This is a genomic window from Actinomycetota bacterium (assembly GCA_036280995.1).
Lineage (GTDB): Bacteria > Actinomycetota > CALGFH01 > CALGFH01 > CALGFH01 > CALGFH01.
The window spans coordinates 1-24,236 of record DASUPQ010000914.1 but is presented as its reverse complement, the minus strand read 5'-3'; the positions used below and the strand labels follow the sequence as shown (position 1 = coordinate 24,236).

Genomic DNA, 24,236 nt, shown 5'->3' with positions numbered 1-24,236 from the left:
GGGGTCGAGGACCAGGGCGAACGAGCAGACGGCGATCACCATGGCGTTGCGGGTGCCGATCTTGGCGAACTGCTGCGGCCCGGTGGCCGCCGGGAGGTGGACGGCCACGATCAGCTCGCCGGGTTCGAGGGCGGTCTTCTTGGGGCCGGTGAAGAACTCGCCGGCCGGGATGCGCCGGGTGCCGCCGGCCGAGGCGGCCTCGACCTCGGCCCCGGCGGCCAGCAGGACCGGGTGGCAGTCGCCGGCCGGCGAGGCCGAGCCGAGGTTGCCGCCGATGGTGCCCCGGTTGCGGATCTGCGGGGACCCGACCGTCCGCGAGGCCAGCGCCAGCCCGGGCAGCGGCCCGGCGAGCTCGGCGATGAGGCGCGTGTAGGTGACGCCGGCCCCGACCCGCAGCCGGCCGTCCTGGCGGTCCCAGGCAGCCAGCTCCCCGACCCGGGTGAGGTCGAGCAGGGCCGGCGGCCGGGCGCGGTCAAAGTTCAGCTCCACCATCACGTCGGTCCCGCCGGCGATCGGGACCGCCTCGGGCCGCTCGGCCTTGGCGGCCAGGGCCTCGGGCAGGCTTCGCGGTTGCAGGAACTCCATTGCTCGCTCCCGCGTCGTGGCGGCTACACGCCCAGGAGACGCTCCACCGGCTCGATGGCGAAGTAGATCACGAACAGGAAGGCGATGATCCAGAGCAGCAGGCCCGGCTCGCGCCAGCGTCCCCGGAACGCCTTGATGGCCACATAGGCGATGAACCCGGCCCCGATGCCGTTGGTGATGGAGAAGGAGAACGGCATCAGCACGATGGTGAGGAAGGCCGGGATGGCGATGTCGGGGTCGGCCCAGTCGATGTCGCCGATCTGCCGCATGAGCAGGAACCCGACCACGACCAGGGCCGGTGCGGCCGCCTCCTGGGGGATGACCTCGACCAACGGCGTCAGGAACACCGCGACCAGGAACAGCAGCGCGGTGACCACGCTGGCCAGGCCGGTGCGGGCGCCCTCGCCGACCCCGGCGGCCGATTCGACGTAGGTGGTGTTGGACGAGGTGGAGGCGACCCCACCGGCGGCCGCGGCGATGCTGTCGACGAACAGCACCCTGCTGACCCCGGGCAGCCGGCCCTCGCGGTCGAGCAGGCCGCCCTCGTTGGCGACCCCGATGACCGTGCCCATGGTGTCGAAGAAGTCGGAGAGCATCAGGGTGAAGATGAAGAGCACGGTCACGAGGATCCCGACCTGGGCGAAGCTGCCGCCGAGGCTGAAGGCGCCCAGCAGCCCGAAGTCGGGCCTGCCGACAATCTGCTCGGGCACCTCCGGCACGGTCAGCGCCCAGCCGCTCGGGTTGACGTTGCCGGCGGCGTCGACCCGCGGCCCCACCTCGAGGAACTCGTTGAGGACGATCGCGAAGGCGGCGGTGATCACGATGCCGAGCAGGATCGCCCCCCGCGTCCGGCGGACGACCAGGGCGATGGTCAGCAGCAGGCCGAAGCAGAACACCACCGTCGGCCAGCCGATCAGGCGGTTGCCGACGCCCAGCTGCACCGGGACGGTGGTGTTGGCGGCGTCGGGGATGCGGCGCACGAACCCGGCGTCGACGAAGCCGATGAAGGCGATGAACAGGCCGATGCCCACGCTGATGGACTGCTTGAGGGCGAGCGGGATGACGTTCATCACCCACTCGCGCAGGCCGGTCACGACCAGCAGGGTGATGATGATGCCCTCGAGCACGACGATGCCCATGGCCGCCGGCCAGGTCATCTCCGCGGCCAGCTGGAAGGCGACCACGGCGTTGAGGCCGAGGCCGGCCGCGATCGCGAACGGGTAGCGGCCGTAGACGCCCATGAACAGCGTCATGGCCGCCGCCACCAGGGCGGTCGCGGTGGTGAGCTGGCCCAGGTCGAGGCGCTGGCCGGTGACGTCGGCGGCGCCGCCGATGATCAGCGGGTTGAGCACGACGATGTAGGCCATGGTGAAGAAGGTGGCGAACCCGCCGCGGATCTCCCGTTCGACCGTGGAGCCGCGCTCGGAGATCTTGAAGTAGGCGTCCAGCCCGGACCGGGGCGGGGTGCCTGGAGGGTCGGACCGAACGTTCGACTCGGTGGTCATCGCTGATCCTTTGCCCGGAGCGGATGCAAGGCGGGGAAAGTTCAGCGCAGCGCCTCCCCGGTGTCAACGCGCCCGAGTCTGGCATTCGGCACGCCTTTCCCCCAGGATTGGGACGAGCGCGCTCGTTCCGGTCAGGTGGTGAGGAGTTGGACGCGAACACGGCCGCCATGCTGCTGGGCCGGGTCGAGCCCTTCCAGGGACTCGATCAACGTGCCCGCCTGACCGTGGTCGAGCACGCCGGGCGCCGGGTGGTCGACAAGGGCCAGATGGTCTTCTGGCAGGACGACCCCGGCGAGGCCATGTTCGTGCTCCTGGAGGGCTCGGTGAAGCTGGTCGTCTGCTCCCGCGACGGGGAGCTGATGGAGCTGCACCGCCACGACGCCCCGGCCACCTTCGGCGAGCTGGCGCTGCTGGACGGCGGGCCCCGCTCGGCCTCGGCCGAGGCCGTCGAGCGCTCCACCCTGCTGGTCGTGACCCGCCCGGAGCTGCTGCGGCTGCTGCGCATCGACGAGCAGGTGGCCGAGGCGCTGCTCCGCACCCTGGGGGCGATGGTCCGCCGCACCACCCGCCAGATCAGCGACCTGGCCTTCCTGAGCCTCCAGGGGCGGGTGGCGGCCAAGCTGCTCGACCTGACCGGGCCGGACGGGGCCCGGACCCGGCGGGTCACCCAGGTCGAGCTGGCCACCATGGTCGGCGGAGCCCGGCAGACGGTGAACCAGGCGCTGCGCTCGCTGGAGTCGCGCGGCTACATCCGCTCGGCCGGGCGGTCCTTCGAGATCCTCGACCGCGAGCAGCTGCGCCGCCTGGCCGGCGGGTAGCCGGGGCGGCGCACGCGAACGTCCGCCGGGGGCGGGATGACTCCCCCGACGGACGTCTCCCCCGTCCTCAGAGCCAGTCGGACCGGTGGTAGGACCGGTGGTAGACGTGGACCCGGTGGATCGGCGGAAGGGCGGCCATCAGCACGATGGCGGCGAAGATCAGGACGACGGCCGGCGGCGCCGCGGGGCCGGAGGACTCCTGGGCCGGGGTCTCGATGGCCCGCTCCACGGTGGCGACCTGGTCCTGCTCGAGGAGCGAGGTCGCGTCGACCGGAGCGGTCGAGGCCAGCACCGCCAGCCCGCCGACCAGCAGGGCGGTGGCCGCGGCCAGGGCGACCAGCAGCAGGGTCAATCTGGTGACGATGCGGAGCATGGCGCTCCCTCCCTTCCTCCGGTCACGGCCTGCGTTCGTCTGCGAGCAGTCTCCGGCGCGGCGGGCTGGCCGGCAGTCCATCCGCGGACAGCCGGAGTGTCAGCTTGCTGACGCTGGCGGCCCGGCGCGTCGTAAGATCTCCGGCCGACGTGAACCTCCAGGACCGGGCCGCCGTCCTGGCGCGGACCGAGCTGTTCGGTGGGATCGACGAGGTGACGCAGCGGCGCATCGCCGGGCACGTCGCCGAGCGGGTCGTCGACCGGGGCCAGTGCGTGTTCGTGCAGGACGAGCCGGGCGACCGCATGTACGTCCTCGCCGAGGGCGTGGTGAAGCTGTTCGTCTCCTCCCGCGACGGCGGCATGGTGGAGCTGGTCCGGCACCGGCCGCCGGCCACCTTCGGCGAGGTCGCCCTGCTGGACGGCGGGCCCCGCTCGGCCTCGGCCGAGGCCGTCGAGCGCTCCACCCTGCTGGTCGTGACCCGGGCCGAGCTGGTGGCCCTGCTGCGGGCCGAGGACCAGGTGGCCGAGGCGCTGCTGCGGACCCTGGGCACGATCGTCCGCCGCACCACCCGCCAGATCAGCGACCTGGCCTTCCTTGACCTGCAGGGACGGGTGGCGCGGCAGCTGCTGGTGCTGGCCGGCGACGGCAACGGGGCCCCCGCCCAGACCCGGCAGGTGACCCAGGCGGAGCTGGCCAGCATGGTCAACGGGGCCCGGCAGACGGTGAACCAGGCGCTGCGGTCGCTCGAGTCCCACGGCTACATCCGGGCCGACGGGCGCCGGATCGAGATCCTCGACCGGAGACGGTTGGAACGCCTCGCCGAGCGGTAGAACTTCTCTGTTGTGTCAGCCAGGTGACAGCGCGGCCGCCGCGAAGGCTCTTGGATGGGCGGCACGCACCCGTCAAGGTGGGGAGGTCAGCCGCGCGTGCAGGCGAACGGTCACGACGATCCGGCTCAGGCGATGGCCGGGCTGCCGGTGGTGGAGCTCCTTCCGGACCTGCGTGAACGGCGCGCCGTGGTCACGGGGGCGGCCCGTGGCATCGGCGAGGCGATCGCCAAGTGGCTGATCATGGCCGGGGCCGACGTCACCGTGATCGACAAGGACAGCCTGGTCAAGAGCGTGTTCCGGACCGAGTCGTGCCAGGTCATGGAGGCCGACCTGTACGGCGAGGACGTGGTCGCCCTGGCCGACGAGATCCTCGCCGGCGGGCCGGTGGAGCTGCTGGTCAACAACGTCGGCATCACCACCCCCCACGGGGTCATGGAGGTCGGGTCCGAAGAGCTCGACCTGGTGTTCGGGACCAACCTGAAGGGCCCGTGGCTGTTCACCAGGCGGCTGGTGGAGGGGCTGATCGAGGCCCAGGCACGCACGCCCGACCGGGTGCCGGGGCCGCGCGGGTCGATCCTGTTCATCTCCTCGCGGCACGACCGGTTCGTCGCCCGCGAAGCGCACTACAGCGTCAGCAAGGCCGGCGTGTCGATGCTGATGAAGGCGATGGCCAAGCAGCTCGGCAAGCACCGGATCCGGGTGAACGCGATCTCACCTGGCTGGATCCGAACGGCGGAGGACACCACCACCCCGGAGCAGGTGGCGAAGTACGAGCGCCTGCGCCCGCGGATCCCCCTCGGCCAGGCTGGCGTCCCGGCCGACGTCGCCCGGGTCGCCCTGTTCCTGCTCAGCGACGCCTGGTCGGGCTACATCACCGGCCAGAACCTGCCCGTGGACGGCGGCCTGTCCCTCCACAACTGGCTGGACGAGTAGCGGGCCCCTGGGCACCAGCGCCACCAGCGCCACGGCGGCATAGACCAGCAGCCAGCGGTTGGCGGGCACGGCGGCGGCCAGGGCCGCCATCAGCAGCCCGAGCAGCAGGCGGTGGCGCAGACGCATCGACACCTCCGTCGGAACGGCCCGCCGGGCGGTGGCCCGCGGCCTCCCGTCTGGCAAGGATGCCCACCCGCGACCCGGCGGCACTGTCGCCCACACGACGGGCCGGGTGTCAGCTTCCTGACACCCACGCGGCCGGCAGCTATCGTTTCTTGAGTGGGGCATCGCGGTAGAGCAAGACATTCACCCCGGATCCAACCAGGCCGGTGATGGTGGACCAGCTGGTCGTGGGCACCCTACGGGCCGTCTTCGTCGCCTACATCACGCTCGTCCTGCTGCATTCCAGCCTCGAGCGCCTGTACGCGCGGCGCAGCCGCCAGCGCCGGGCCGGGCCGGCACAGGCCCAGGACCCGGCCGGGTGGCCGGCGGTCGACGTGGTCATCCCCTGCTTCAACGAGGACCCGGGGCTTCTGGAGGCGTGCTGCCGCTCGGTGGCCGCCCAGGACTACCCGGGCCCGCTGCGCGTCTGGCTGGTCGACGACGGGTCCCGCAACCGGGACCTGCTCGCGGGCGTCTACGAGCGCTGGGCCGACCAGGGCTGGACGGTCCGGCTACTGGACCGCAACACCGGCAAGCGGGCCGCCCAGGACGAGGGGGTCCGGCGGGGGGGCGGTGCCCTGGTCGTGCTGATGGACTCCGACACCGTCCTTGCCCCCGACGCCGTCCGGCAGGCCGCCGCCCGCTTCCAGGACCCCCAGGTGGGGGCCGTGTCGGGCAGCGTCGGGGTGCTGAACGCCCCCACCAACCTCCTCACCCGGCTGATCCACCACCGCTACCGGCTCCGCTTCCAGGTGGAGCGGCCCGCCCAGGGGTTCTTCACCTCGCTGCTGTGCTGCTCGGGGCCGTTCGCCGTCTACCGCCGCAGCCTGCTGGCCGAGCTGTGGCCCCGGTACCTGACCCAGACCTTCGCCGGCGTCCGCTGTACCAACGGCGACGACCTGCACCTGACCAACCTGGTCCTGGCCACCGGCCGCCAGGTGGTGTTCGAGCCGCGGGCCATCGCCAGCACCTGGGTGCCCCGGTCGCTGCGGCAGTACCTGCGCCAGCAGCTGCGCTGGAACCGCAGCTTCTACCGGGAGCTGCGCTGGACGGTCGCCGGCATCCGCTCCCGCCACCCTTATCTGGCCCTCGACGTGCTCGCCCGGGCGCTGCTGCCGCTGCTCCTGGCCGCCGCCCTGGTGCTGCTGGCGGGGGAGGGGCTGCTCGTCGGCTGGGAGCTGCTGGCCACCGACCTCACCCTGGCCCTGGCCATGGTGACGCTGACGGCCGCGTTCCTGCTCGCCCATGGGGCCAGCACGGCGTTCCTGCTGCTGTACGGGCCGCTCCACGTGGTCCTGCTGGTGCCCGTGCGGATCTACGCCCTGGCCACCCTGGCCAGCTCCAGGTGGGAGACGCGCTAGCCCGACCGGCGGCTCCGCCGGTCGGAGTCTGATGGCCGTCGGCCGAAGGCCGGCTCCAAGCCGTCGACGCCGTCAGCTGCGAGTCCTGGACCGGAGGCGGCGGGCGGTGCGTTCCCCGACCTCGTTGCCCTTCTCCTGGAACAGGGCGATGGCCCGCTCGATCTCGTGCTCGGCCTCGCGGCCGCGGCCGCCGAGCAGCAGCACCTCGGCCAGGTCGACGTGGGCCTCGGCCCGGGAGTCGAGCTGGTCGGTCTTGCCGGCCAGGTAGACGGCCTCCCTGGCCAGGCGCTCGGCCTCCCCCGGCTCGCCCCGGCGGGCGATGGCGATGGCCCGGATCGACCGCCACTTGACCTGGGCGTCGGCCTGGTCGGGGGCGGCCAGGCGCTCGCAGATGCGGGTGAGCTCCTCGGCGTCGTCGTTGCGACCCCGCAGCAGCCGCACCCTGGCCAGCAGCGTGGCCACATTGACCCGCGGCCCGGTGCCGCCCATCTCCTCGAGCTGCCGGTAGCCGCCGCGCAGCACCTCCTCGGCCGCGGCCAGGTCGCCGGCCAGCAGCTCCACCATGGCCCGCGAGATGCAGTCCACCGCCCGGGGCAGCAGCGAGCCCTCCTCCTTGGTGATGGCCGTGGCCGCCTCCACGAACCGCCTGGCCTCGTCCAGGTCGCCCCGGTGGACCGCCACCCGGGCCAGCACCCGGTAGGCGGTCGCGGCCAGGCTGGCGACGCCGCTGCGCTCGGCCTCGGCCAGCGCCTCGCGGCCGCGCCGCTCCACGACGTCGAGCGGCAGCGGCCCCCAGTAGAGGGTCAGGCAGTGCATGCCGATGGCGTTGGCCTCCCAGCCCGGGTCCTTCGCCTCCCGGGCCAGGGTCCGGGCCCGCTCGGCCGCGGCCTCGGCCTGGGTGAGGCGCCCCCGGGTCCAGTCCAGGTAGGCGAGCAGATGCCAGGCCTTGGCCAGGCCGAGGCGGTCGCCGAGGCGCTCGAAGGCGGCGATGGCCAGCTCGACCTCGTCGCGGCCCTCCCGGAGGAACTGCCGCGGGTCGTGGACGGCGGTGATGCCGAGCCGGCCGATGGTGGCGTGCAGGGCCAGGCCCTCGTTGCCGACCGCCGTCGCCGACCGGGTCAGCTCCTGGTACGCCCTGGTCGCCTCCGTGAGCCGGCCGTTGCTCTGCAGGGCCTCGGCCAGCGGGGGCAGGGCGGCCAGCCGGAGCGGGTGGTCGGCTGGCAGCAGCCGGGACGCCCGGCCCAGCCAGGCCTGGACCAGCCGCGTGTCGCCGCGGACGGCGGCCCGCTGCCCGGCGGCGGCGTAGCGCTCGCCGGCCCGCCTGGCCAGCTCGGCGGCCCGTTCGCCGCCCGGCTCCAACCGGTTCGTGTACCGGTAGGCCTCCCAGAAGTGGTGGCCGACGATCTCGTCGAACTGGCTGCGCCGGTTCTCGGTCTCGCGCTCCAGCCAGTCGGCGTAGCGCTCGTGCAGCTCGGCCCGGCGGTCGTCGGGCAGCCGCTCGTAGGCGACCGTCTTGATGGTGGCGTGCCGGAACCGGTAGCCGGGCCCGCTGTTGGGCGGCAGCGGGGCCGCGGTCGGGCCGTGGTCGGCCCGGATCAGGTCGAGGCGGACCAGCTCCCGCAGGCCGGCGTCGAGCTCGGCCGGGGCCACGTCGGGATGGAGCGCCTCGACGTCGCCGAGGTGGAACTGCTGGCCGACCACGGCCGCCGGCTCGATCACCATCCGGCCGCGGGGGCCGAGCCGGTCGAGCCGGGCCAGCAGCAGGGTGTGGATGGAGGTCGGCACCGACCTGGCCCGCCGGTCGGCCGCCTCCTCGGACTCCACCTGGAGGGTCCAGCGGCCGTCGGCCGTCCGCAGCCAGCCTTCGTCCCGGAGGTTGCTGACCAGCTCCTCGACCAGCAGCGGGAAGCCCTGGGCCCATTCGTTGATGTGGGCCTGGACGGCCTGGTCGACCCGGCCGCCGAGCAGGTGCACGACCAGCTGCTCGCCCTCCCGCTCGGGCAGGGGGGAGAGCAGGAACGACAGCGCGTTCGCCTTGCCCCCCGGCCAGTGCTGGCGGTGGGCGAACAGCTCGTCCGGCCGGGCCATGCAGAGCAGCACCAGCGGCGCGTCGGCGTGCTCGGCGATGTGCTCGACGGCGTCGAGCAGGATCGGGTCGGCCCACTGGAGGTCGTCGACGACCAGCACCAGCGGCCGGCGGCGGGCCAGGGTCTCCAGCAGCCGCTGCAGCGCCCAGAAGGTGCCCTCGGGCAGCCCGGCGTCCTGGCGGCCGAAGCCGAGCAGCTGGGCGATCCGCTCGGTGACGAGCGTGGCCCGCTCCTCGGCGCCGACCAGCTCGGCCAGCTTGGCCCGGGCGTCCTCGGGCGACTCGTCGGAGGCGATCCCGGCCGCCTGGCGGACCACCTCGACCATCGGCCACATGGTCACGCTGTCCCCGAAGGCGGGACAGTGACCGCGCAGGACGGCCGCCTGGTTGCCGAGGCCGCCAACGAACTCGTCGACCAGCCGCGACTTCCCGACCCCGGCCGAGCCGAGGACGGTGACCAGGTGGCAGGTGCCCTCGGCGGCCGCCCGCTGGAACAGCCGCAGCAGCAGCTCCTGCTCGCGACCGCGGCCGACCATGGGTGCCATCGCCCGGCGGGCCCGGCCGAGGCGGTCGGGCAGGACCTCCAGCAGCCGCCAGACCTCCTGCGGCTCGTCGGCGCCCTTGACCGTCAGGGGCCCGGCCGGCTCGGCCTTGACCGCGTCGGCGACCAGCCGGTAGGTCTCCTCGCCGAGCAGGATCTCCCCGGCCGCGGCCGCCTCCTCGAACCGCTTGGCCAGGTTCACGGCGGTGCCGGTGAGCTCCTCCTCCAGGGTGTCGGCATCGCGGACGACGAGCACGTTGCCGGTGTTGATGCCCAGCCGGACGTGGAACTCCAGGCCGCGCTGCTGGCGCACCTCCTTGGCCAGCTCGTCGAGGACGGCGCGGAGCTCGGCGGCCGCCCGCACGGCCCGCAGGGCGTCGTCCTCGTGCAGCTCGGGGACGCCGAAGGCGGCCATGAAGCCGTCGCCGTGGCGCTTGCCGACGCTGGCCCCCCGGCCGCCGAGGGCCCGGCGGACAGCCTCGCCGTAGCGGGCCAGGAGCCGCTGCATGGGCTGCGGGTCGAGCTCACGCTCCAGCTCGGTCGACTTGACCACGTCGCAGAAGACGACCGTGACGATCCGGAACTCCTGGCCGGAGAGCCGGCCGACCGGCCGGCCGCACCCGGGACAGAACCTGGCCCCCTCGACCAGGTCGGTCTCGCAGTTGGGACATGTCGCCATGGCAGGAGTATATGGACGATCGGGCACGGCAACCGTCCTGTTGCTGACAGTTCCAGCGAGCGGCGTGATCGTCAGGAATTCGGGTACTCGAACGGTCCCCGGCTGGCTACGCTGTCGCTGGCGAGAGCCGGTCGGAGGAAGCGAGGAGTGGAGCGGTGGCGCCGGAGCGCAAGCGGAGTGCGCGGGACTACGAGCAGGCGCTGCGGCGCCAGGAGCTGGCGGCCGGGCGGGCGCTGGTCCAGGCCGTCGGCGACCAGGCCTCGCCGGGGGCGCGCGAGCTGGCCGCGGCCAGGCGGGTGCTCACCCAGGCCCTGTTCGACCTACGGCGGCTGGCCCGCGACCTCGACCAGGAGATCGAGGGCCTCCGGGCCAAGGGCCCCCGCGCCGCCCGGGCCGCCCAGGGCTCGGGACCGGGGGAGCTGGACCGGCTCGAGGCGCTGCGCGGCACCGTCGAGGAGGTCGCCGAACGCTGGGAGGGCCGCCGTGACCAGCTGAGCGCCGAGCTCGACCGCCGCCAGCCGCGCCAGCGCCAAGGTCGGCCCGCCGACCAGCGGCAGCCGCGCGGGGCCCGGGACCGTGGGGAGGTCAGGAACCGGCGGGGCGCTGCTCCCGCTCGGCCAGAACGACCTCGATCCCACCGGTCACGTCGTTCACCAGGTTGAACAGCAGGGTCAGGAGCACGGTGACGATGCTCCAGACGACCACGCCGAGCAGCCCGATGAAGGTGTACCAGCGGAACACGGTCCCCGCCGGGAAGGCCACCTCGAGGTTGAAGTTGCCCGCGAAGTCGGTCAGGGACGTGAACACGCCCATGTTGACCAGCACGAACCAGATGACCGCGAACACCAGCAGGCTGATCAGCATCAGGCAGAAGTAGAAGACGACGGAGAACTTCAGCACCGACCAGGGGTCGAGGCGGCGCAGGACCAGCCGTGCCCGCCGGTCGACGGCCGGCGCCATGGCGGGGGCCGCCTGGCGGGGCAACGGCCGCGTCGTCACCTGCGGGATCTGGCTGGACATTGGCTACTCCTCGTCCTTGACGACCGGCGCCACCGCGGCGACCCGGCCGCTGGTCCTCGCGAGTCGCATGATGCGCACACCTTGGGTGGCCCTGCCAGCCCGACGGACCTCGTTGACGCGCGTCCGGATGATCTGCCCGGTGTCGGTGATGAGGAAGATGTCGTCCTCGTCCTGCACGACCAGGGCGCCGGCGAGGAACCCGCGGGCCTCGGTCAGCTCGGCGGTCTTGACGCCCTGGATGCCCCGGCCCTTGCGGGCGTACTGCTCCAGCGGGGTGCGCTTGCCGAAGCCGGCGTCGGTGACGACCAGCAGGTCGGCGTTCGAGCGGACCACCTCCATGGCCAGCACCTGGTCTCCGCGTCGCAGCCGCATGGCGGTCACGCCGCTGGTCTGCCTTCCCATCGGGCGCACGTGGGCCTCGCTGAAGCGCACGGCCATGGCCTTGCGCGAGATGAACAGGAGATCGTCCTCGCCCGAGGTGAGCTTGACCCCGATGAGCTCATCGTCGCCTCGCAGGTTGATGGCGATCAACCCCACCCTGGGCGAGTCGTACTCGTTCAGGGCGGTCTTCTTGACCATGCCGTCCTTGGTTCCCAGGACGAGGAACTTACCATCGTCGTAGTCGTCCAGGTCGAGCACTGCGGCGATCTTCTCATCCGGCTGGAAGGTCGCACCTGGCACGTTGGCCACGTAGGTGCCGCGGGCGTTCTTGGCCGCCTCGGGCAGCTCGTGCACCTTCACCCGGTAGACCCGGCCCTTGTTGGTGAAGAACAGCACCCAGTGGTGGGTGTTGGTGATGGCCAGGAACTGGACGATGTCGTCCTCTTTGAGGTTGGCTCCCCGCACCCCCCGGCCGCCCCGGTTCTGGGCCCGGTAGTCGCCGAGGGCGACCCGCTTCACGTAGCCGGTCCGGGTGACGGTGACCACCACCGGCTCGGCCGCGATCAGGTCCTCGATGGACAGCTCGCCCTCGTCGGGGCGGATCTCGGTGCGGCGGGCGTCGGCGAAGCGGCGCTTGATGTCGAGCAGCTCCTCCTTGACGATGCCGCGCACCTTGGAGGGGTCGTCGAGGATGGCCTGGAGCTTGCGGATCCGGGCCTGCAGCTCGGCGTACTCCTCCTGGAGCTTGCGGCGCTCCAGGGCGGCCAGCCGGCGCAGCTGCATGTCCAGGATGGCCGTGGCCTGGATCTCGCTGAGGCTGTAGCGCGCCATCAGCTGGGTCCGGGCGGTGTCGGCCGACTCGGCGTTGCGGATCAGGTTGATGACCTCGTCCAGGTGGTCGAGGGCGACCAGCAGGCCCTCGAGGACGTGGGCCCGCTCCTGGGCCTTGCGCAGCTCGTAGCGGGTCCGGCGGACGACGACGGTGACCTGGTGGGCGACGTAGTGCGACAGCATGTCGGCCAGGTTGAGCACCCGGGGCACGCCGTCGACCAGGGCCAGCATGATGACCCCGAAGCTGTCCTGGAGCTGGGTGTGCTTGTAGAGCTGGTTGAGGACGACCTGGGGGACGGCGTCGCGGCGGCACTCGATGACCAGGCGGGTGCCTTCCTTGTTGGACTCATTCGCGATGTCGACGATGCCGTTCAGCCGGCCCTCGCGGACCAGGTCGCGGATGCGGATCAGCAGGCGGTCGCCGGAGACCTGGTAGGGCAGCTCGGTGACCACGATGCGCTGGCCGCCGCGGTTGTTCTCCTCGATGCGGACCTTGGAGCGGACCCGGATCGAGCCGCGGCCGGTGGTGTAGGCGTCGCGGATCCCGGCGGTGCCCATGATCGACGCCCCGGTGGGGAAGTCGGGGCCCTTGACCCAGCGCAGCAGCTCCTCGCTGGTCAGCTCCGGGTTGTCGATCAGCGCGACGGTGGCGTCGATGACCTCACCCAGGTTGTGGGGCGGGATCTTGGTCGCCATGCCGACGGCGATGCCCTCCGACCCGTTGGCCAGCAGGTTGGGGAACCGGGCGGGCAGGACCACCGGCTCCTGGCTCTCGTTGTCGTAGTTGGGCGTGAAGTCGACGGTCTCCTTGTCGATGTCACGCAGCAGCTCCATGGCCAGGGCGTTCAGGCGGGCCTCGGTGTAGCGCATGGCCGCCGGCTCGTCCCCGTCGGCGGTGCCGAAGTTGCCCTGGCCGTCGATCAGGGGATAGCGGGAGGCGAAGTCCTGGCCGAGGCGGACCATGGCGTCGTAGACGGCGGTGTCGCTGTGCGGGTGGTACTTGCCCAGCACCGAGCCGACGATGTAGGCCGACTTGCGGCGGCCGTTCGGGGGCCGCACGCCCTCCTCGTTGGCCCCCCAGAGGATGCGCCGGTGCACCGGCTTGAGCCCGTCCCGCACGTCCGGCAGCGCCCGGGCCACGATCACGCTCATCGCGTAGTCGAGGAACGACCGCTGCATCTCCTCTTCGATCTCGATCGGCTCGATCCGTCGTGCGTCAGGCACGGTGGTTGTTCCCTTCTCCGGTGAAGCGTGGTGCGGCCATCAGATGTCCAGGAAGCGGACGTCCTTGGCGTTGCGCTGGATGAAGTTGCGGCGGTACTCGACGTTCTCGCCCATCAGGATCGTGAAGATCTCGTCGGCGATGGCGGCGTCCTCGAGCCCGACCTGGAGCAGGGTGCGCCGCTCCGGGTCCATGGTGGTCTCCCACAGCTCCTCGGCGTTCATCTCGCCCAGACCCTTGTACCGCTGCGGCTTGACGTTCCTGCTCTTGGCCGGGTTGCGCTTGAACCACTGCTCGCGCTCGGCCTCGGTGTAGGCGTAGAAGACGTCGTTGTCGCCGCGGCCGTACTTGATCTTGTAGAGCGGCGGCTGGGCGATGTACACGAACCCGGACTCGACCAGCCCGCGCAGGAACCGGAACAGGAAGGTCAGCAGCAGGGTCCGGATGTGGGAGCCGTCCACGTCGGCGTCGGCCATGAGCACGATCTTGTTGTAGCGGGCCTTGGTGAGGTCGAAGTCCTCGCCGATGCCGGTGCCCATGGCCGTGATGATGGACTGGATCTCGACGTTCTTGAGCGCCTGGTCCAGCCGCGCCTTCTCGACGTTCAGGATCTTGCCGCGGATGGGCAGGATGGCCTGGAAGGTGCGGTTGCGGGCCTCCTTGGCCGAGCCTCCGGCCGAGTTGCCCTCGACGATGAACAGCTCCGCCTGGCGCGGGTCGCGCGAGGAGCAGTCGGCCAGCTTGCCGGGGAGCGAGGACGACTCCAGCAGGGACTTGCGCCGGGTCAGCTCGCGGGCGTTGCGGGCCGCCATGCGGGCCCGGGCGGCCTGGATGCACTTGACGACGATCGCCTTGGCCTGGGGGCCGTGCTCCTCGAACCACTCGGCCAGGGCCACGTTGGTGGTCTGCTGGACGAACCCCTTGATGTCGGTGTTGCCGAGCTTGGTCTTGGTCTGGCCCTCGAACTGGGGCTCGCGCAGCTTCACCGACACGATCGCGGTCAGGCCCTCGCGGACGTCGTCGCCGCTCAGGTTGGGGTCCTTCTCCTTGAGCAGGGCGCTGGCCCGGGCGTAGCGGTTGATGGTCGTGGTCAGCGCGGCCCGGAAGCCCTCCTCGTGGGTCCCGCCCTCGTGGGTGTTGATGGTGTTGGCGAAGGTCGAGACGGCGTCGTTGTAGCTCGAGTTCCACTGCATGGCGACCTCCGCGTAGTGGGAGTTCGCCTTGCCCTCGAAGTAGATGATCTGCGGGTGGACCGGCTCCTTGGAGGCGTTGATGTGGGCCACGAAGTCGCGGATGCCGCCGGCGTACTGGTAGACCTCCGACTTCCCCTCGTCCCGCTCGTCGGTGAGGGTGATGCGCAGCCCAGCGTTGAGGAAGGCCATCTCCCGCATGCGGTTGGAGAGGGTCTCGAAGCGGAACTCGATCTCCTCGAAGATGTCCGGGTCGGGCCAGAAGGCCACCGTGGAGCCGTGGCTCCTGGCCTTGCCGACCCGCTCCAGCGGAGCGGTGGGCAGGCCCCGCTCGTACGACTGGCGGTGACGCCAGCCGTCGCGGACGACCTCGACGTCGAGCCGCTTGGAGAGGGCGTTGACCACCGACACGCCCACCCCGTGGAGGCCGCCGGAGACGGCGTAGGAGTCGCCCCCGAACTTGCCCCCGGCGTGCAGCTGGGTCATGACCACCTCGAGCGCCGGCCGGTGCTCGACCGGGTGCTCGTCGACCGGGATGCCGCGGCCGTCGTCGACCACCCTGACCCCGCCGTCGGCGGTCAAGGTGATGTCGATCCTCGTGCAGTAGCCGGCCAGGGCCTCGTCGACGGCGTTGTCGACGACCTCGTAGACGAGATGGTGCAGGCCGCGCGGCCCGGTCGACCCGATGTACATCCCGGGCCGCTTGCGGACGGCCTCCAGCCCCTCAAGGACGGTGATCGATTCGGCGGTGTAGCTCGTGACCATTGAACTCCTCAGTCAGCCCCGAAACAGGCACGGCGCTGGAAGGCACGCCGTCCGTAACGGAACCAGACGGTGCGCAGTCGCAGTGCGCGGGAGGGGGAAGATCCCCATCGAGTATACCACGAATCCTCCGTCGCCATGTGTCGTTCGCGCAGGTCAGAGGCTACATCAGGGCCGTGACAGCAGCGCCTCCACGGGCCGGCCGGGAGAAGGGTGGGCCGGGCGGTGCGGGTCGGGGGAGAGAGGACGAGGGGGTCGCCGAGGATCGCAGGGGAGCGAGGGCGGCGCGGTCGCGGGGCCTGTAGGACCTGTCTCCGGGCCCTGGGCTACCCTCCCGGGGCTCCTGCCACCGGCCGGGGTCACAGCGGCGCGGCCTGATCGCCGGGCGCGGGCGCCCGGTCGGCGGGACCCGGTCACTGAGGCCGGTCACCGGGATCGCGGTTACAGGGTTCCGGCCAATGGGCCCCGTCAACGGGCCCTGGGGGCGAGGGGACCAGGGGCCCGGTCAATCGGCCCCAGTCGGCCGGTGGTTCAGCGGTCCGCGCATCGTCGTCGCCCTTGTGCGTGCCGTTTTCGTCCATGCCGGTCTCCTCAGCGGCACCATCGTCACGGGCGGCGTGGTGATCGGCGGGAACGGCCTTCGCTGGTGCGGACCTGGATCTGGCGGACCAGGCCGGGGCCGCATTCGGCGGCGAGGCGGTCGAGCAGCTTGCCCTGGAGGTAGGTGAGCTGGGTGGCCCAGGCGGCCGAGTCGGCCACGACCTGGAGGGTGCCGTCCTCGTCGAGGCGGCTTGGCTGGCAGTGGGCGGCCACCGCGTCTCCGACCACCGCCGGCCAGCGGGCGACCACCCGGGCCGCGGCCAGGCGGTCGTCCCAACCGCGAGCCCGCAGGACGTCGGCCAGCTCGGCCCCGATGGCCCGCGGTTCCCGGCTCCGACCCGTCATGCCACCACGCCCCGGCCTCCACCGTTCTGGTCCGTTCCCACATCGCTCGCGCCCGGCTCTCGCTGGCTCGGCTGCGGCCCCACCCTCACGCCCCGGGTTCGCGTGAGGGATCCTGGGGTTCCCCTTCCGACCCACCGGCCGGGCTGTCCGGTTTGTGCGATGGGCCCTCGCTGAGCTGGACCGATCCTGGTTCCACGTGAAACACCGAGGCGCCGAGGGCGGGTGGGAGCTCCTCGGCGACCGCCGCCGTCACGACGGTCTGCTCCGCCGCCAAGGCCGCCTCCGCGACCCGATCCCGTCGTTGCCGGTCGAGCTCGGCGAACACGTCGTCCAGCAGCAGCACCGGCTCCTCCCCCTCCTCGGTGAGCAGATGGTGGGACCCGAGCCGCAGCGCCAGGGCCAGCGACCAGGCCTCGCCGTGCGAGGCGTGGGTGCGCGCGGGCAGCCCGCGCAGGGCGAGGGCGAGGTCGTCCCGGTGCGGGCCGGACAGGGTGAGACCCCGCTCGACCTCGCGGGTCCGGTCGGCGACCAGCCGCTCGCGCAGCGCCTGGGCGAGCTTGACCGGGTCGGGGTCGGCACCCGCGGTCCCGGCCACCGACGACAGGTAGGCGATCTCGACCGCGTCGTCCTTGCCTGCCAGCCGCTGGTAGGCGAGCCCGACCCGGGGTGTGAGGGCCGCCACCAGCCGGAGCCGCTCGAACCACAGCTCGGCCCCGGCCGTGGCCAGCTTCTCGTCCCACACCTCGAGGGTGGCCAGGGCGGCGGCGGGGAGGCGTCCGCCGGCGCTGCGCAGCAGGGTGTTGCGCTGGCGGAGCACCCGGTCGTAGTCCTGGCGGCTGCCGTGGTACCGGGGCAGCCGCTGGGTGGCCAGGGTGTCGAGGAAGCGCCGCCGCTCCTCCGGGTCGCCGCGGACCAGCCCCAGGTCCTCGGGCGCGAACACCGTCGCCCGGACCACCCCGAGGAGGTCCCGGGCCCGCGGCACCGGCGCCCCGTTCACCCGCCCCCGGACCCCGCTGCCCGGGCGCAGCTCCACGTCGACCAGCAGCCGCCGCCCGGCCCGCCGGACGGCCGCGCGGATCACCGACGACGCCGCGCCGGCGCGGACCAGGCTGGCGTCCTGCCCGACCCGGTGGGAGCCGAGCGTGGCCAGGTAGGCGATCGCCTCGAGCAGGTTCGTCTTGCCGACCCCGTTGGGCCCGGCCAGCACCGACACGCCCCCGGGGAGCTCGACCGCCGCCCGGTCGTGGTTGCGGAAGTCGACGACCTCCAGCCGTTCCAAGCGCATACCGGAACCCTAGCCGACCGGCGATGCTGCCGGTCGGGACCTGCCGATCGTCGGCCGAAGGCCGACTCCAAGTCTCAATGACGGACAGGTCATCCCGGCAACCGGACGGGCATCAGCAGGTACATGAAGGCGAGGGCGTCGTTGCCGTGGATGAGCGCCGGCTTGAGGCCGTCGCGGACCTCGATGACCGCCTCGTTGTCGTCCACCGCCGCCACTCCGTCGCTCAGGTAGACGGGGTTGAAGGCGATGGTGATGCCCTCGCCCTCGTACTTGGCGTCCACGGCGGCCGCGCCCCGGCCGACGTCCTGGAGGCTGCCGTCGACCTGGAGGCGCTCCCGATCGAAGGTCAGCCGCACCGGGTTGTTGTTCTGGCCATACGGCGTGACCTGCTTCAGCGCGTCCAGCAGGACCTGGCGGTCGAGCGTGGCCACGCTCTCGTACCCGGACGGGATCAGGCTGCGGAACTTGGGGAACTCGCCCTCGACCAGGCGGGAGGTGAGCCGGCGGCCGCCGCCGGCGAAGGTCACCTGGTGGGGCTCGATGCCGATCTCGACCGTGGCCTCGCCGGCCAGCGCCCGGGCCGCCTCGATGAGGGCCCGCGCCGGGACCAGGGCGGTCATCGGCTCGTGCTGCCAGCTCCACTCGAGGGTGCGGACGGCCAGGCGGTAGGAGTCGGTCGCGGCCAGGGTCAGGCGCTCCTGCTCGGCCTCGAACAGCACCGCGGTGAGCACGGGCCGGGCCTCGTCGTGGGAGGCGGCCCGGCCGACCTGGGCGGCGGCGCCGGCGAGGGCCTCCCCGGACAGGGTGCCGACGTGCTCCAGCGACGGCTGGGTGAGGGTGGGGAAATCCTCGGCGTCGAGCAGGCGCAGCTCGTGGGTGATCTGTCCGCGCCGGACCTCGAGGCCGCCGTCGCCCGCCTCGACCTCGACCAGGCCGGAGGGAAGGTTGCGGGCCACGTCGCCGAAGATGCGGCCGGGGACGACGACCCGGCCGTCGGCCTCGCCGCGGACCTCGATGACGGCCTCGCCGGTGTGCTCGAGGTCGGTCGAGGCCAGCCGCAGCCGGTTCCCCTCGAGCTCGACCAGGGTGCCACCGAGCACCGGCAGGGTGGGTCTGGTCGAGACCGTCCGGCTGACCCAGGCCACCGCGTCGGCGAAGTTGTCGCGCTCAGTCGTGAACTTCAAGGCAGTCGACCTCCCGACCTTTCCCCAGGGTCTGGGTGTTGTTTGATCGAAGAACCAGAGAACCTTGGAACAGCAGTAGGGGCTGTGGGCATGTGGACGGACCGGTGATCCTCCAGCGTGGGGCGGTCGCGGCCGTCCCCGCCGGGGTGGGGAGAACACCGCCCGGCCGTCCCCAGGCGACCCGCCGTTCCCAGGGGCGTGGCGGCCGTCCCCCGCCCGTCGACAGGTCGTCCCCACCTCGTCCCCAGGGCCGCCATCGCTCACGACCCCTGCTGCTGGGCACGGACCCGGATCCGGTTGGTCAGCTCCTGGACCTGGTTGTAGATGCTGCGCCGCTCCCGCATGAGGCCGCGGATCTTCTGGGTGGCGTGCATGACCGTGGTGTGGTCGCGGTTCCCGAACGCCTGCCCGATCTTGGGCAGCGAGAGGTCGGTCAGCTCGCGGGTCAGGTACATGGCCATCTGCCTGGCCGTGACCAGCAGCCGGGAGCGGTTGGGGCCGGTCAGGTCCTCGATGGTCAGGCTGAAGTAGGAGGCCGTCTCGGCCATGATAATCGGCACCGAGACCTCGCGGCGGCCCTCGTCCGGGAACAGGTCCTTGAGCACGATCTCGGCCAGGGCCAGGTCGATCGGGCTGCCGTTGAGCGAGGCGAAGGCCGTGACCCGGATCAGGGCGCCCTCGAGCTCACGGATGTTGGACTGGACCTTGGAGGCGATGAACGACAGTACGTCGTCGGGCACGCTGAGGCCGTCGGCGACGGACTTCTTGCGCAGGATGGCGATGCGGGTCTCGAGATCGGGCGGCTGGATGTCGGTGATCAGCCCCCATTCGAACCGGCTGCGCAGGCGGTCTTCCAGCGTCGCGATCTGCTTGGGCGGGCGGTCCGAGGAGATCACGATCTGCCTGTCGGCGTTGTGGAGCGCATTGAAGGTGTGGAAGAACTCCTCCTGGGTGCGCTCCTTGCCTTCCAGGAACTGGATGTCGTCGATCAGCAGGACGTCGTTGTCCCGGTAGCGCCGCTGGAAGGCGCCGGTGCGGTCGTCGCGGATGGCGTTGATGAACTCATTGGTGAACTGCTCGCTGGACACGTACCGGATGCGCGCCTGGGGATAGAGGTTGCCCGTGTAGTGCCCGATGGCGTGCAGCAGGTGGGTCTTGCCCAGCCCGGCGCCTCCGTAGATGAACAACGGGTTGTAGGACTTGGCCGGCGCCTCGGCCACGGCCACCGCGGCCGCGTGGGCGAACCGGTTGGACGACCCGATCACGAACCGCTCGAAGGTGTACTTGGGGGTCAGCTGGGGACGGTCGGCGGCCGGCCGCGGCGCGGCGACGGGTCTCGGCAGCTCCTCGTCGCCGATGTCCTCCAGGGGGCCGACGGTGACGCGGATGTCCAGCGGCCGGCCCGCGACCTGGGCCAGGGCGGCGGTCACGGTCGAGGCGTAGCGCTGCTCGATCCACTCCTTGACGAAGTCGTCCGGCACGGCCAGGACCAGCGTGTCCCCGGAGATCGCGACCGGCCGGGTCTGGGCCAGCCAGGCCTTGTGGGTCGACCCGGCACCGTCGAGCGACTCGAGGCACGCCGTCCAGATCGCCGTCGCGTCGTCATGGAACCCTTCGACCACAGCCGCCTCATCCCTTTCCGGCACCTCGGGTCCCCCGGATGTCCACAGTGTGCGCCGCATGTGCGACACACCCTCCGCGACCGTTCGACCCGCCGCAACCTACATATCCACACCCCCATCCACAGGTGTGGAGAACCCGACTCCTGCGGACGCGGTGGCCCGACCGGGCCGGTACCGGGAGAGACGGCAGACCCTCGGCGCAGAGGGCAGATGGCCGTGACGGGGAAGCCGGGCCAGACGTGTGGGGCCGCCGACTGAAGGCGGGCCGGAGGATAGCATCGGCGGAGGCGGGCTCTCAAGGGCTCGTTTCAGGACCCAGCAGGCATAACGAGTCGCGTTGACGACGTTCGCGGGTGGCCCGTACCATCGTCTTTCGGCGCGTTCTCCGCGCCTTGTCTCTGCCTGCCCTCCGCCTCGACCGGGTTAGGAGCCGTCGTCGTGAAGCGTACATTTCAGCCGAACAACCGTAAACGCGCCAAGACGCATGGCTTCCGGATCCGGATGCGCACGCGCGCTGGCCGCTCGATCATCGCCCGCCGCCGGGCCAAGGGCCGCATCCGGCTCGGAGCCTGAGGAGCGTCGATGACTGGCCTCGCCGCGATGGGAGCAGGAGGTCCTGGCGTGGCCGCGCCGGCGGATGAGGTGGCGCCATGGCGGCGGTAAACCGGTTGAGCTCACCGTCGGCCTTCAGGTCGGTGTTCTCGACGGGGCGCTCCTATGCACAGGGCGCGGTCGTGCTGTACGTGGCCAAGCGGCCGACCGGAAGCGGGCCGGCCCGGGCCGGCCTGGTCGTGAGCCGGAAGGTCGGCGGCGCGGTCGCCCGCAACCGTGCCAAGCGTCTGCTCCGGGAGGCGCTGCGGCTGGAGGGCAGGGAGGTGCCCGAGGGTCTCGACCTGGTCCTGGTGGCCCGGCCGAGCGTCGCCGGCGCCTCCTACCGGGAAATCGCCGGTGACATCCGGGACGTGTTGAACGCGGCTGGCCTGCGCGGAGGGGACGGCGGTTGAGCGATCGGCTGGCCGGGACGCCGACGCCGAGCAGGTCGGCAGCCCTGCTCATGCTGCTCATCGGCGGCTACCAGCGCTGGATCAGTCCCTTCCTCGGGAACCGCTGCCGGTTCCACCCTTCGTGCTCGGCGTACGCCAAGACGGCGATCGAGACCCACGGGGCCGTGCGGGGCTCCTGGCTCGCGCTGCGGCGTCTCGTGAAGTGCCAGCCGTTCCATCCGGGGGGCTTCGATTACGTACCGCCCGCGACCCGCCGCGTGAAGCCGGGCCGCAAGGGGTACGGTGAGATGGTGAGCGCCGGCCCGCCCGGCCCGCCCGAGAGAGGCTCCTCGTGATCGAACTGTTCAACAGCTTCCGTGATGCGCTGTACCACGTCCTGACGTTCTTCCAGGAGCTGGTCGAGCCCCTCATGGGGAGCCAGAGCTACTGGTTCTCGATCGTCATGCTGACGGTCGCCGTGCGCATCCTGCTCATCCCGCTCACCGTCAAGCAGGTCAAGTCGACGCGGGTCATGCAGGAGCTCGCTCCCGAGATCAAGAAGCTCCAGGCCAAGCACAAGAACGACAAGACGAAGCTGAACGAAGAGATGATGGCGCTCTACAAGGAGCGCGGGTTCAACCCCATGGCCGGCTGCTGGCCGCTCCTTGCCCAGATGCCGTTCTTCTTCGCGCTCTACCAGGTCATCTACGCCCAGCAGATCGCCGGCGGTCCCAACGTCCTGATCGGCAAGACCTTCTTCGGCGTGCCCCTGCAGCAGCACTGGCTGCAGCTGCCGGGCTGGGACAAGCTCTTCTCGGCGGCCGGCCTCACGATCCTGGCCCTGACCACGACGATGTCGCTGACCACCTACATCTCCCAGCGTCAGCTGATGAGCAAGCAGACGGCCGAGGTGAACCCGCAGCAGCAGATGATCATGCGGATCATGCCGCTGATGTTCTTCGTGTTCGCGGTCAATGTCCCGCTGGCGGTCATCATCTACTGGGTCACCACCAACTTCTGGAGCGTCGGCCAGCAGTACATGCTGCTCAGGAGCGCCCCGGTCCCCGCTGGCGGGGGTGCGCAGGCGGCCCCGGCCGGGGCCGCGGCCGTGGTCGACAACGGCGAAGAGCGCAAGGGCCTCGGCCCCCTGAGCATGTTCCGTGGCGCCGCCCAGTCGCGGGCGGCCGAGGACCGCCCCCCGGCCACCACCAAGAACGGCAACCGCAACGCCAAGGCGGGGGACGGCAAGGCATCGTCCAAGCAGGGTGGACCAGCGGCCAAGGGCGCCCAGTCGAGACCTGGGCAGGGTGGCCGGCAGGGCTCCAGCGGCAACCGGAGGTCGGGCAGCCGCTCGTCCGGAAAGGGCAAGTCGAGTGGCCCACGCCGAGGCAAGCGCTAGGACGGTCGCCGCGGCGGTCACCGCCGCGGCCGCTCAGCTCGGTCTCCGTTCCGACCAGGTCGACGTCGAGGTTCTTGAGGACCCAGTCCCGTCGACCTTCGGCTTCATCGGCAGCCCCGCACGGGTCCGCGTCACCCCCCGAACGACCGCTCGCGACACGAGCCTGACGAATGGTCCATACGACCCGCAGCCCACTGACGCCGCAGTGGCTGCCGTGGCAACTCCCGATGCCCGTGCGCAGGACGCCGGCCCGGGTCCGGCCGCCGCCGTTCCGCCAACGAGCGCGCCGCCGTCCACCTTGGGGATCCCCGACGCTTCCGGCGACTCGGAAGCCACGTCCACGTCGACCGCTCCCGGTTCCGGCCAGGCCGACGGGCCGCAGGCCTCGGACCAGCCGCTTGTCGTCCCGGGCGGTCCCAAGCCAGCAGCCACCACCGCGGCCGGCACGGACAGGGACCCGGCACCTTCTCCCTCAGAACTGTCGAGTGGGACCAAGCCGTCACGCGGTGCCTATCGCGACGAACCGATCGAGCCAGAGATGGTCGAGGCGGACACCGAGCGGGCTGGCGACTTCCTCGAGGGGCTGCTGGACGCCCTGGACGTCGACGGCGACATCACGACCTGGATCGACGAGGTCGGCGGCCACATCGACCTCGAAGGACCAGACCTGAACATGCTCGTTGGAACCAACGGGGAGACGCTCGACGCCCTACAGGAGCTGACTCGTCTGGCCGTCCTTCGCCAGTCGAAGCGGCGGGTGCGGCTGCTTCTCGACATCAACGGCTTCCGGGCGCGTCACCGCGAGCAGCTGATCTCGGTCGTGAAGACGACCGTGGAGCAGGTCCTCAAGACCCGCGAGGAACACGAGTTTCAGCCGATGACCCCAGCGGAACGGAAGGTCGTGCATGACGCCGTGGCGACGATCGACGGAGTGCACACCGAGAGCCTCGGTGAGGAGCCTAACCGGCGCGTGGTCATCCGGCCCACATAACGTTTCACGTGAAACATTGGGCGCATGGAGACGCTCCCCACGGGCGTCCGTCGCTGGCCGAGAAGGACGCCGAACTCCTGGAACAGGCGTACACCGAGGCGATCCGTCTCGGGTTCCTGGGCCCGAGGGAGCAAGACCGGCTCTGGGGACGCCATCTGGACGACGCCCTGGGCCTGGCCCTGATCCGGCAACCGAGGCCGCAGGAGCGGTGGGCCGACCTCGGATCGGGCGCCGGCCTACCTGGACTCCCCCTGGCCGTCGCCTACCAGGCGACGTCGTTCACCATGATCGACGCGCAGCGGCGTCGGCTGGACTGGGTCGCCGCCACCGCCACCGCACTGGGCCTCGCCAACGTCACGGTCGTCCACGCTCGCCTCGAAGACTACGGGCAAGGACCGGCCAGGCAGTCGTTCGACGTGGCAACGGCGCGAGCGCTCGGGCCACTCCCGGTCGTCGCCGAGCTGGGACTTCCCCTGCTCAGGACCGGTGGGCAGCTCCTGGTTCCCCGAGGACGACCACAGGCCGACGAGCTCGAGCAGGCCACCGTC

General features: G+C 71.6%; 22 protein-coding genes. 11 read left to right on the top strand and 11 right to left on the bottom strand.

From position 1 onward, the window contains the following. Together VF468_30535 and VF468_30530 are read right to left on the bottom strand one after the other, a co-directional pair. On the bottom strand, positions 1-585 hold a 585-nt coding region (locus VF468_30535), incomplete at its 3' end, for an FAD binding domain-containing protein (protein HEX5882624.1). 23 nt (positions 586-608) lie between these two features. Beyond that, positions 609-2,090, bottom strand: a complete 1,482-nt coding sequence (locus VF468_30530) for an NCS2 family permease (protein ID HEX5882623.1) — start codon at positions 2,088-2,090, stop codon at positions 609-611. A gap of 146 nt (positions 2,091-2,236) precedes the next feature. On the opposite strand from VF468_30530, the gene VF468_30525 reads away from it, so the two are divergent. Next, positions 2,237-2,908, top strand: coding sequence for a Crp/Fnr family transcriptional regulator (locus tag VF468_30525; GenBank protein ID HEX5882622.1), 672 nt, complete (start codon positions 2,237-2,239; stop codon positions 2,906-2,908). Positions 2,909-2,975: 67 nt separating this feature from the next. Here the strand turns inward: VF468_30525 and VF468_30520 are convergent, their stop codons facing one another. Continuing rightward, positions 2,976-3,281 (bottom strand): hypothetical protein, encoded by a 306-nt coding sequence (locus tag VF468_30520; GenBank protein ID HEX5882621.1) that lies wholly within the window; start codon positions 3,279-3,281, stop codon positions 2,976-2,978. Positions 3,282-3,385: 104 nt separating this feature from the next. Between VF468_30520 and VF468_30515 the strand changes: the two genes are divergently transcribed. From VF468_30515 to VF468_30505, 3 genes are all read left to right on the top strand, one after another. Then, positions 3,386-4,111, top strand: coding sequence for a Crp/Fnr family transcriptional regulator (locus tag VF468_30515; protein ID HEX5882620.1), 726 nt, complete (start codon positions 3,386-3,388; stop codon positions 4,109-4,111). Between the two features lie 132 nt (positions 4,112-4,243). Continuing rightward, entirely contained in the window at positions 4,244-5,044 is an 801-nt protein-coding gene (locus VF468_30510; GenBank protein ID HEX5882619.1) for an SDR family oxidoreductase, read from the top strand. Positions 5,045-5,376: 332 nt separating this feature from the next. Further along, positions 5,377-6,567 carry a glycosyltransferase family 2 protein gene (locus tag VF468_30505; GenBank protein HEX5882618.1) on the top strand — a complete coding sequence of 397 codons (1,191 nt, stop codon included), beginning with the start codon at positions 5,377-5,379 and terminating at the stop codon, positions 6,565-6,567. Between the two features lie 72 nt (positions 6,568-6,639). Here the strand turns inward: VF468_30505 and VF468_30500 are convergent, their stop codons facing one another. Further along, positions 6,640-9,873 (bottom strand): adenylate/guanylate cyclase domain-containing protein, encoded by a 3,234-nt coding sequence (locus VF468_30500; protein ID HEX5882617.1) that lies wholly within the window; start codon positions 9,871-9,873, stop codon positions 6,640-6,642. Positions 9,874-10,028: 155 nt separating this feature from the next. On the opposite strand from VF468_30500, the gene VF468_30495 reads away from it, so the two are divergent. After that, complete coding sequence (locus VF468_30495) at positions 10,029-10,535, top strand: hypothetical protein (protein HEX5882616.1); 507 nt, start codon at positions 10,029-10,031, stop codon at positions 10,533-10,535. Here the strand turns inward: VF468_30495 and VF468_30490 are convergent. From VF468_30490 to dnaA, 7 genes are all read right to left on the bottom strand, one after another. Continuing rightward, positions 10,459-10,893, bottom strand: a complete 435-nt coding sequence (locus tag VF468_30490) for a DUF3566 domain-containing protein (protein ID HEX5882615.1) — start codon at positions 10,891-10,893, stop codon at positions 10,459-10,461. The two genes, VF468_30495 and VF468_30490, sit on opposite strands and share 77 nt — an antisense overlap. A gap of 3 nt (positions 10,894-10,896) precedes the next feature. After that, on the bottom strand, positions 10,897-13,329 hold the full coding sequence (gene gyrA, locus VF468_30485) for a DNA gyrase subunit A (protein ID HEX5882614.1): 2,433 nt from the start codon (positions 13,327-13,329) through the stop codon (positions 10,897-10,899). Positions 13,330-13,368: 39 nt separating this feature from the next. Beyond that, entirely contained in the window at positions 13,369-15,282 is a 1,914-nt protein-coding gene (gene gyrB, locus VF468_30480) for a DNA topoisomerase (ATP-hydrolyzing) subunit B (GenBank protein ID HEX5882613.1), read from the bottom strand. A gap of 603 nt (positions 15,283-15,885) precedes the next feature. Continuing rightward, positions 15,886-16,224 carry a DUF721 domain-containing protein gene (locus VF468_30475; GenBank protein HEX5882612.1) on the bottom strand — a complete coding sequence of 113 codons (339 nt, stop codon included), beginning with the start codon at positions 16,222-16,224 and terminating at the stop codon, positions 15,886-15,888. 85 nt (positions 16,225-16,309) lie between these two features. Then, a complete protein-coding gene (gene recF / locus VF468_30470) occupies positions 16,310-17,509 on the bottom strand; it encodes a DNA replication/repair protein RecF (GenBank protein HEX5882611.1) in 1,200 nt (399 codons plus the stop codon). 89 nt (positions 17,510-17,598) lie between these two features. Next, entirely contained in the window at positions 17,599-18,693 is a 1,095-nt protein-coding gene (gene dnaN / locus VF468_30465) for a DNA polymerase III subunit beta (protein ID HEX5882610.1), read from the bottom strand. 260 nt (positions 18,694-18,953) lie between these two features. Beyond that, on the bottom strand, positions 18,954-20,282 hold the full coding sequence (dnaA, locus tag VF468_30460; protein ID HEX5882609.1) for a chromosomal replication initiator protein DnaA: 1,329 nt from the start codon (positions 20,280-20,282) through the stop codon (positions 18,954-18,956). Positions 20,283-20,753: 471 nt separating this feature from the next. Between dnaA and rpmH the strand changes: the two genes are divergently transcribed. The 6 genes from rpmH to rsmG form a co-directional block, all read left to right on the top strand. Then, complete coding sequence (rpmH, locus tag VF468_30455; GenBank protein HEX5882608.1) at positions 20,754-20,888, top strand: 50S ribosomal protein L34; 135 nt, start codon at positions 20,754-20,756, stop codon at positions 20,886-20,888. A gap of 77 nt (positions 20,889-20,965) precedes the next feature. Next, positions 20,966-21,319, top strand: coding sequence for a ribonuclease P protein component (gene rnpA, locus VF468_30450; protein HEX5882607.1), 354 nt, complete (start codon positions 20,966-20,968; stop codon positions 21,317-21,319). A gap of 50 nt (positions 21,320-21,369) precedes the next feature. After that, a complete protein-coding gene (gene yidD, locus VF468_30445; GenBank protein ID HEX5882606.1) occupies positions 21,370-21,654 on the top strand; it encodes a membrane protein insertion efficiency factor YidD in 285 nt (94 codons plus the stop codon). Further along, positions 21,651-22,697, top strand: coding sequence for a YidC/Oxa1 family membrane protein insertase (locus tag VF468_30440; GenBank protein HEX5882605.1), 1,047 nt, complete (start codon positions 21,651-21,653; stop codon positions 22,695-22,697). The genes yidD and VF468_30440 overlap by 4 nt, the downstream gene beginning before the upstream one ends. Next, positions 22,672-23,688, top strand: coding sequence for an RNA-binding cell elongation regulator Jag/EloR (gene jag, locus VF468_30435; protein ID HEX5882604.1), 1,017 nt, complete (start codon positions 22,672-22,674; stop codon positions 23,686-23,688). The genes VF468_30440 and jag overlap by 26 nt, the downstream gene beginning before the upstream one ends. An 8-nt stretch (positions 23,689-23,696) precedes the next feature. Beyond that, positions 23,697-24,236 (top strand): 16S rRNA (guanine(527)-N(7))-methyltransferase RsmG (rsmG, locus tag VF468_30430; GenBank protein HEX5882603.1); only part of this gene is annotated, 540 nt, incomplete at its 3' end.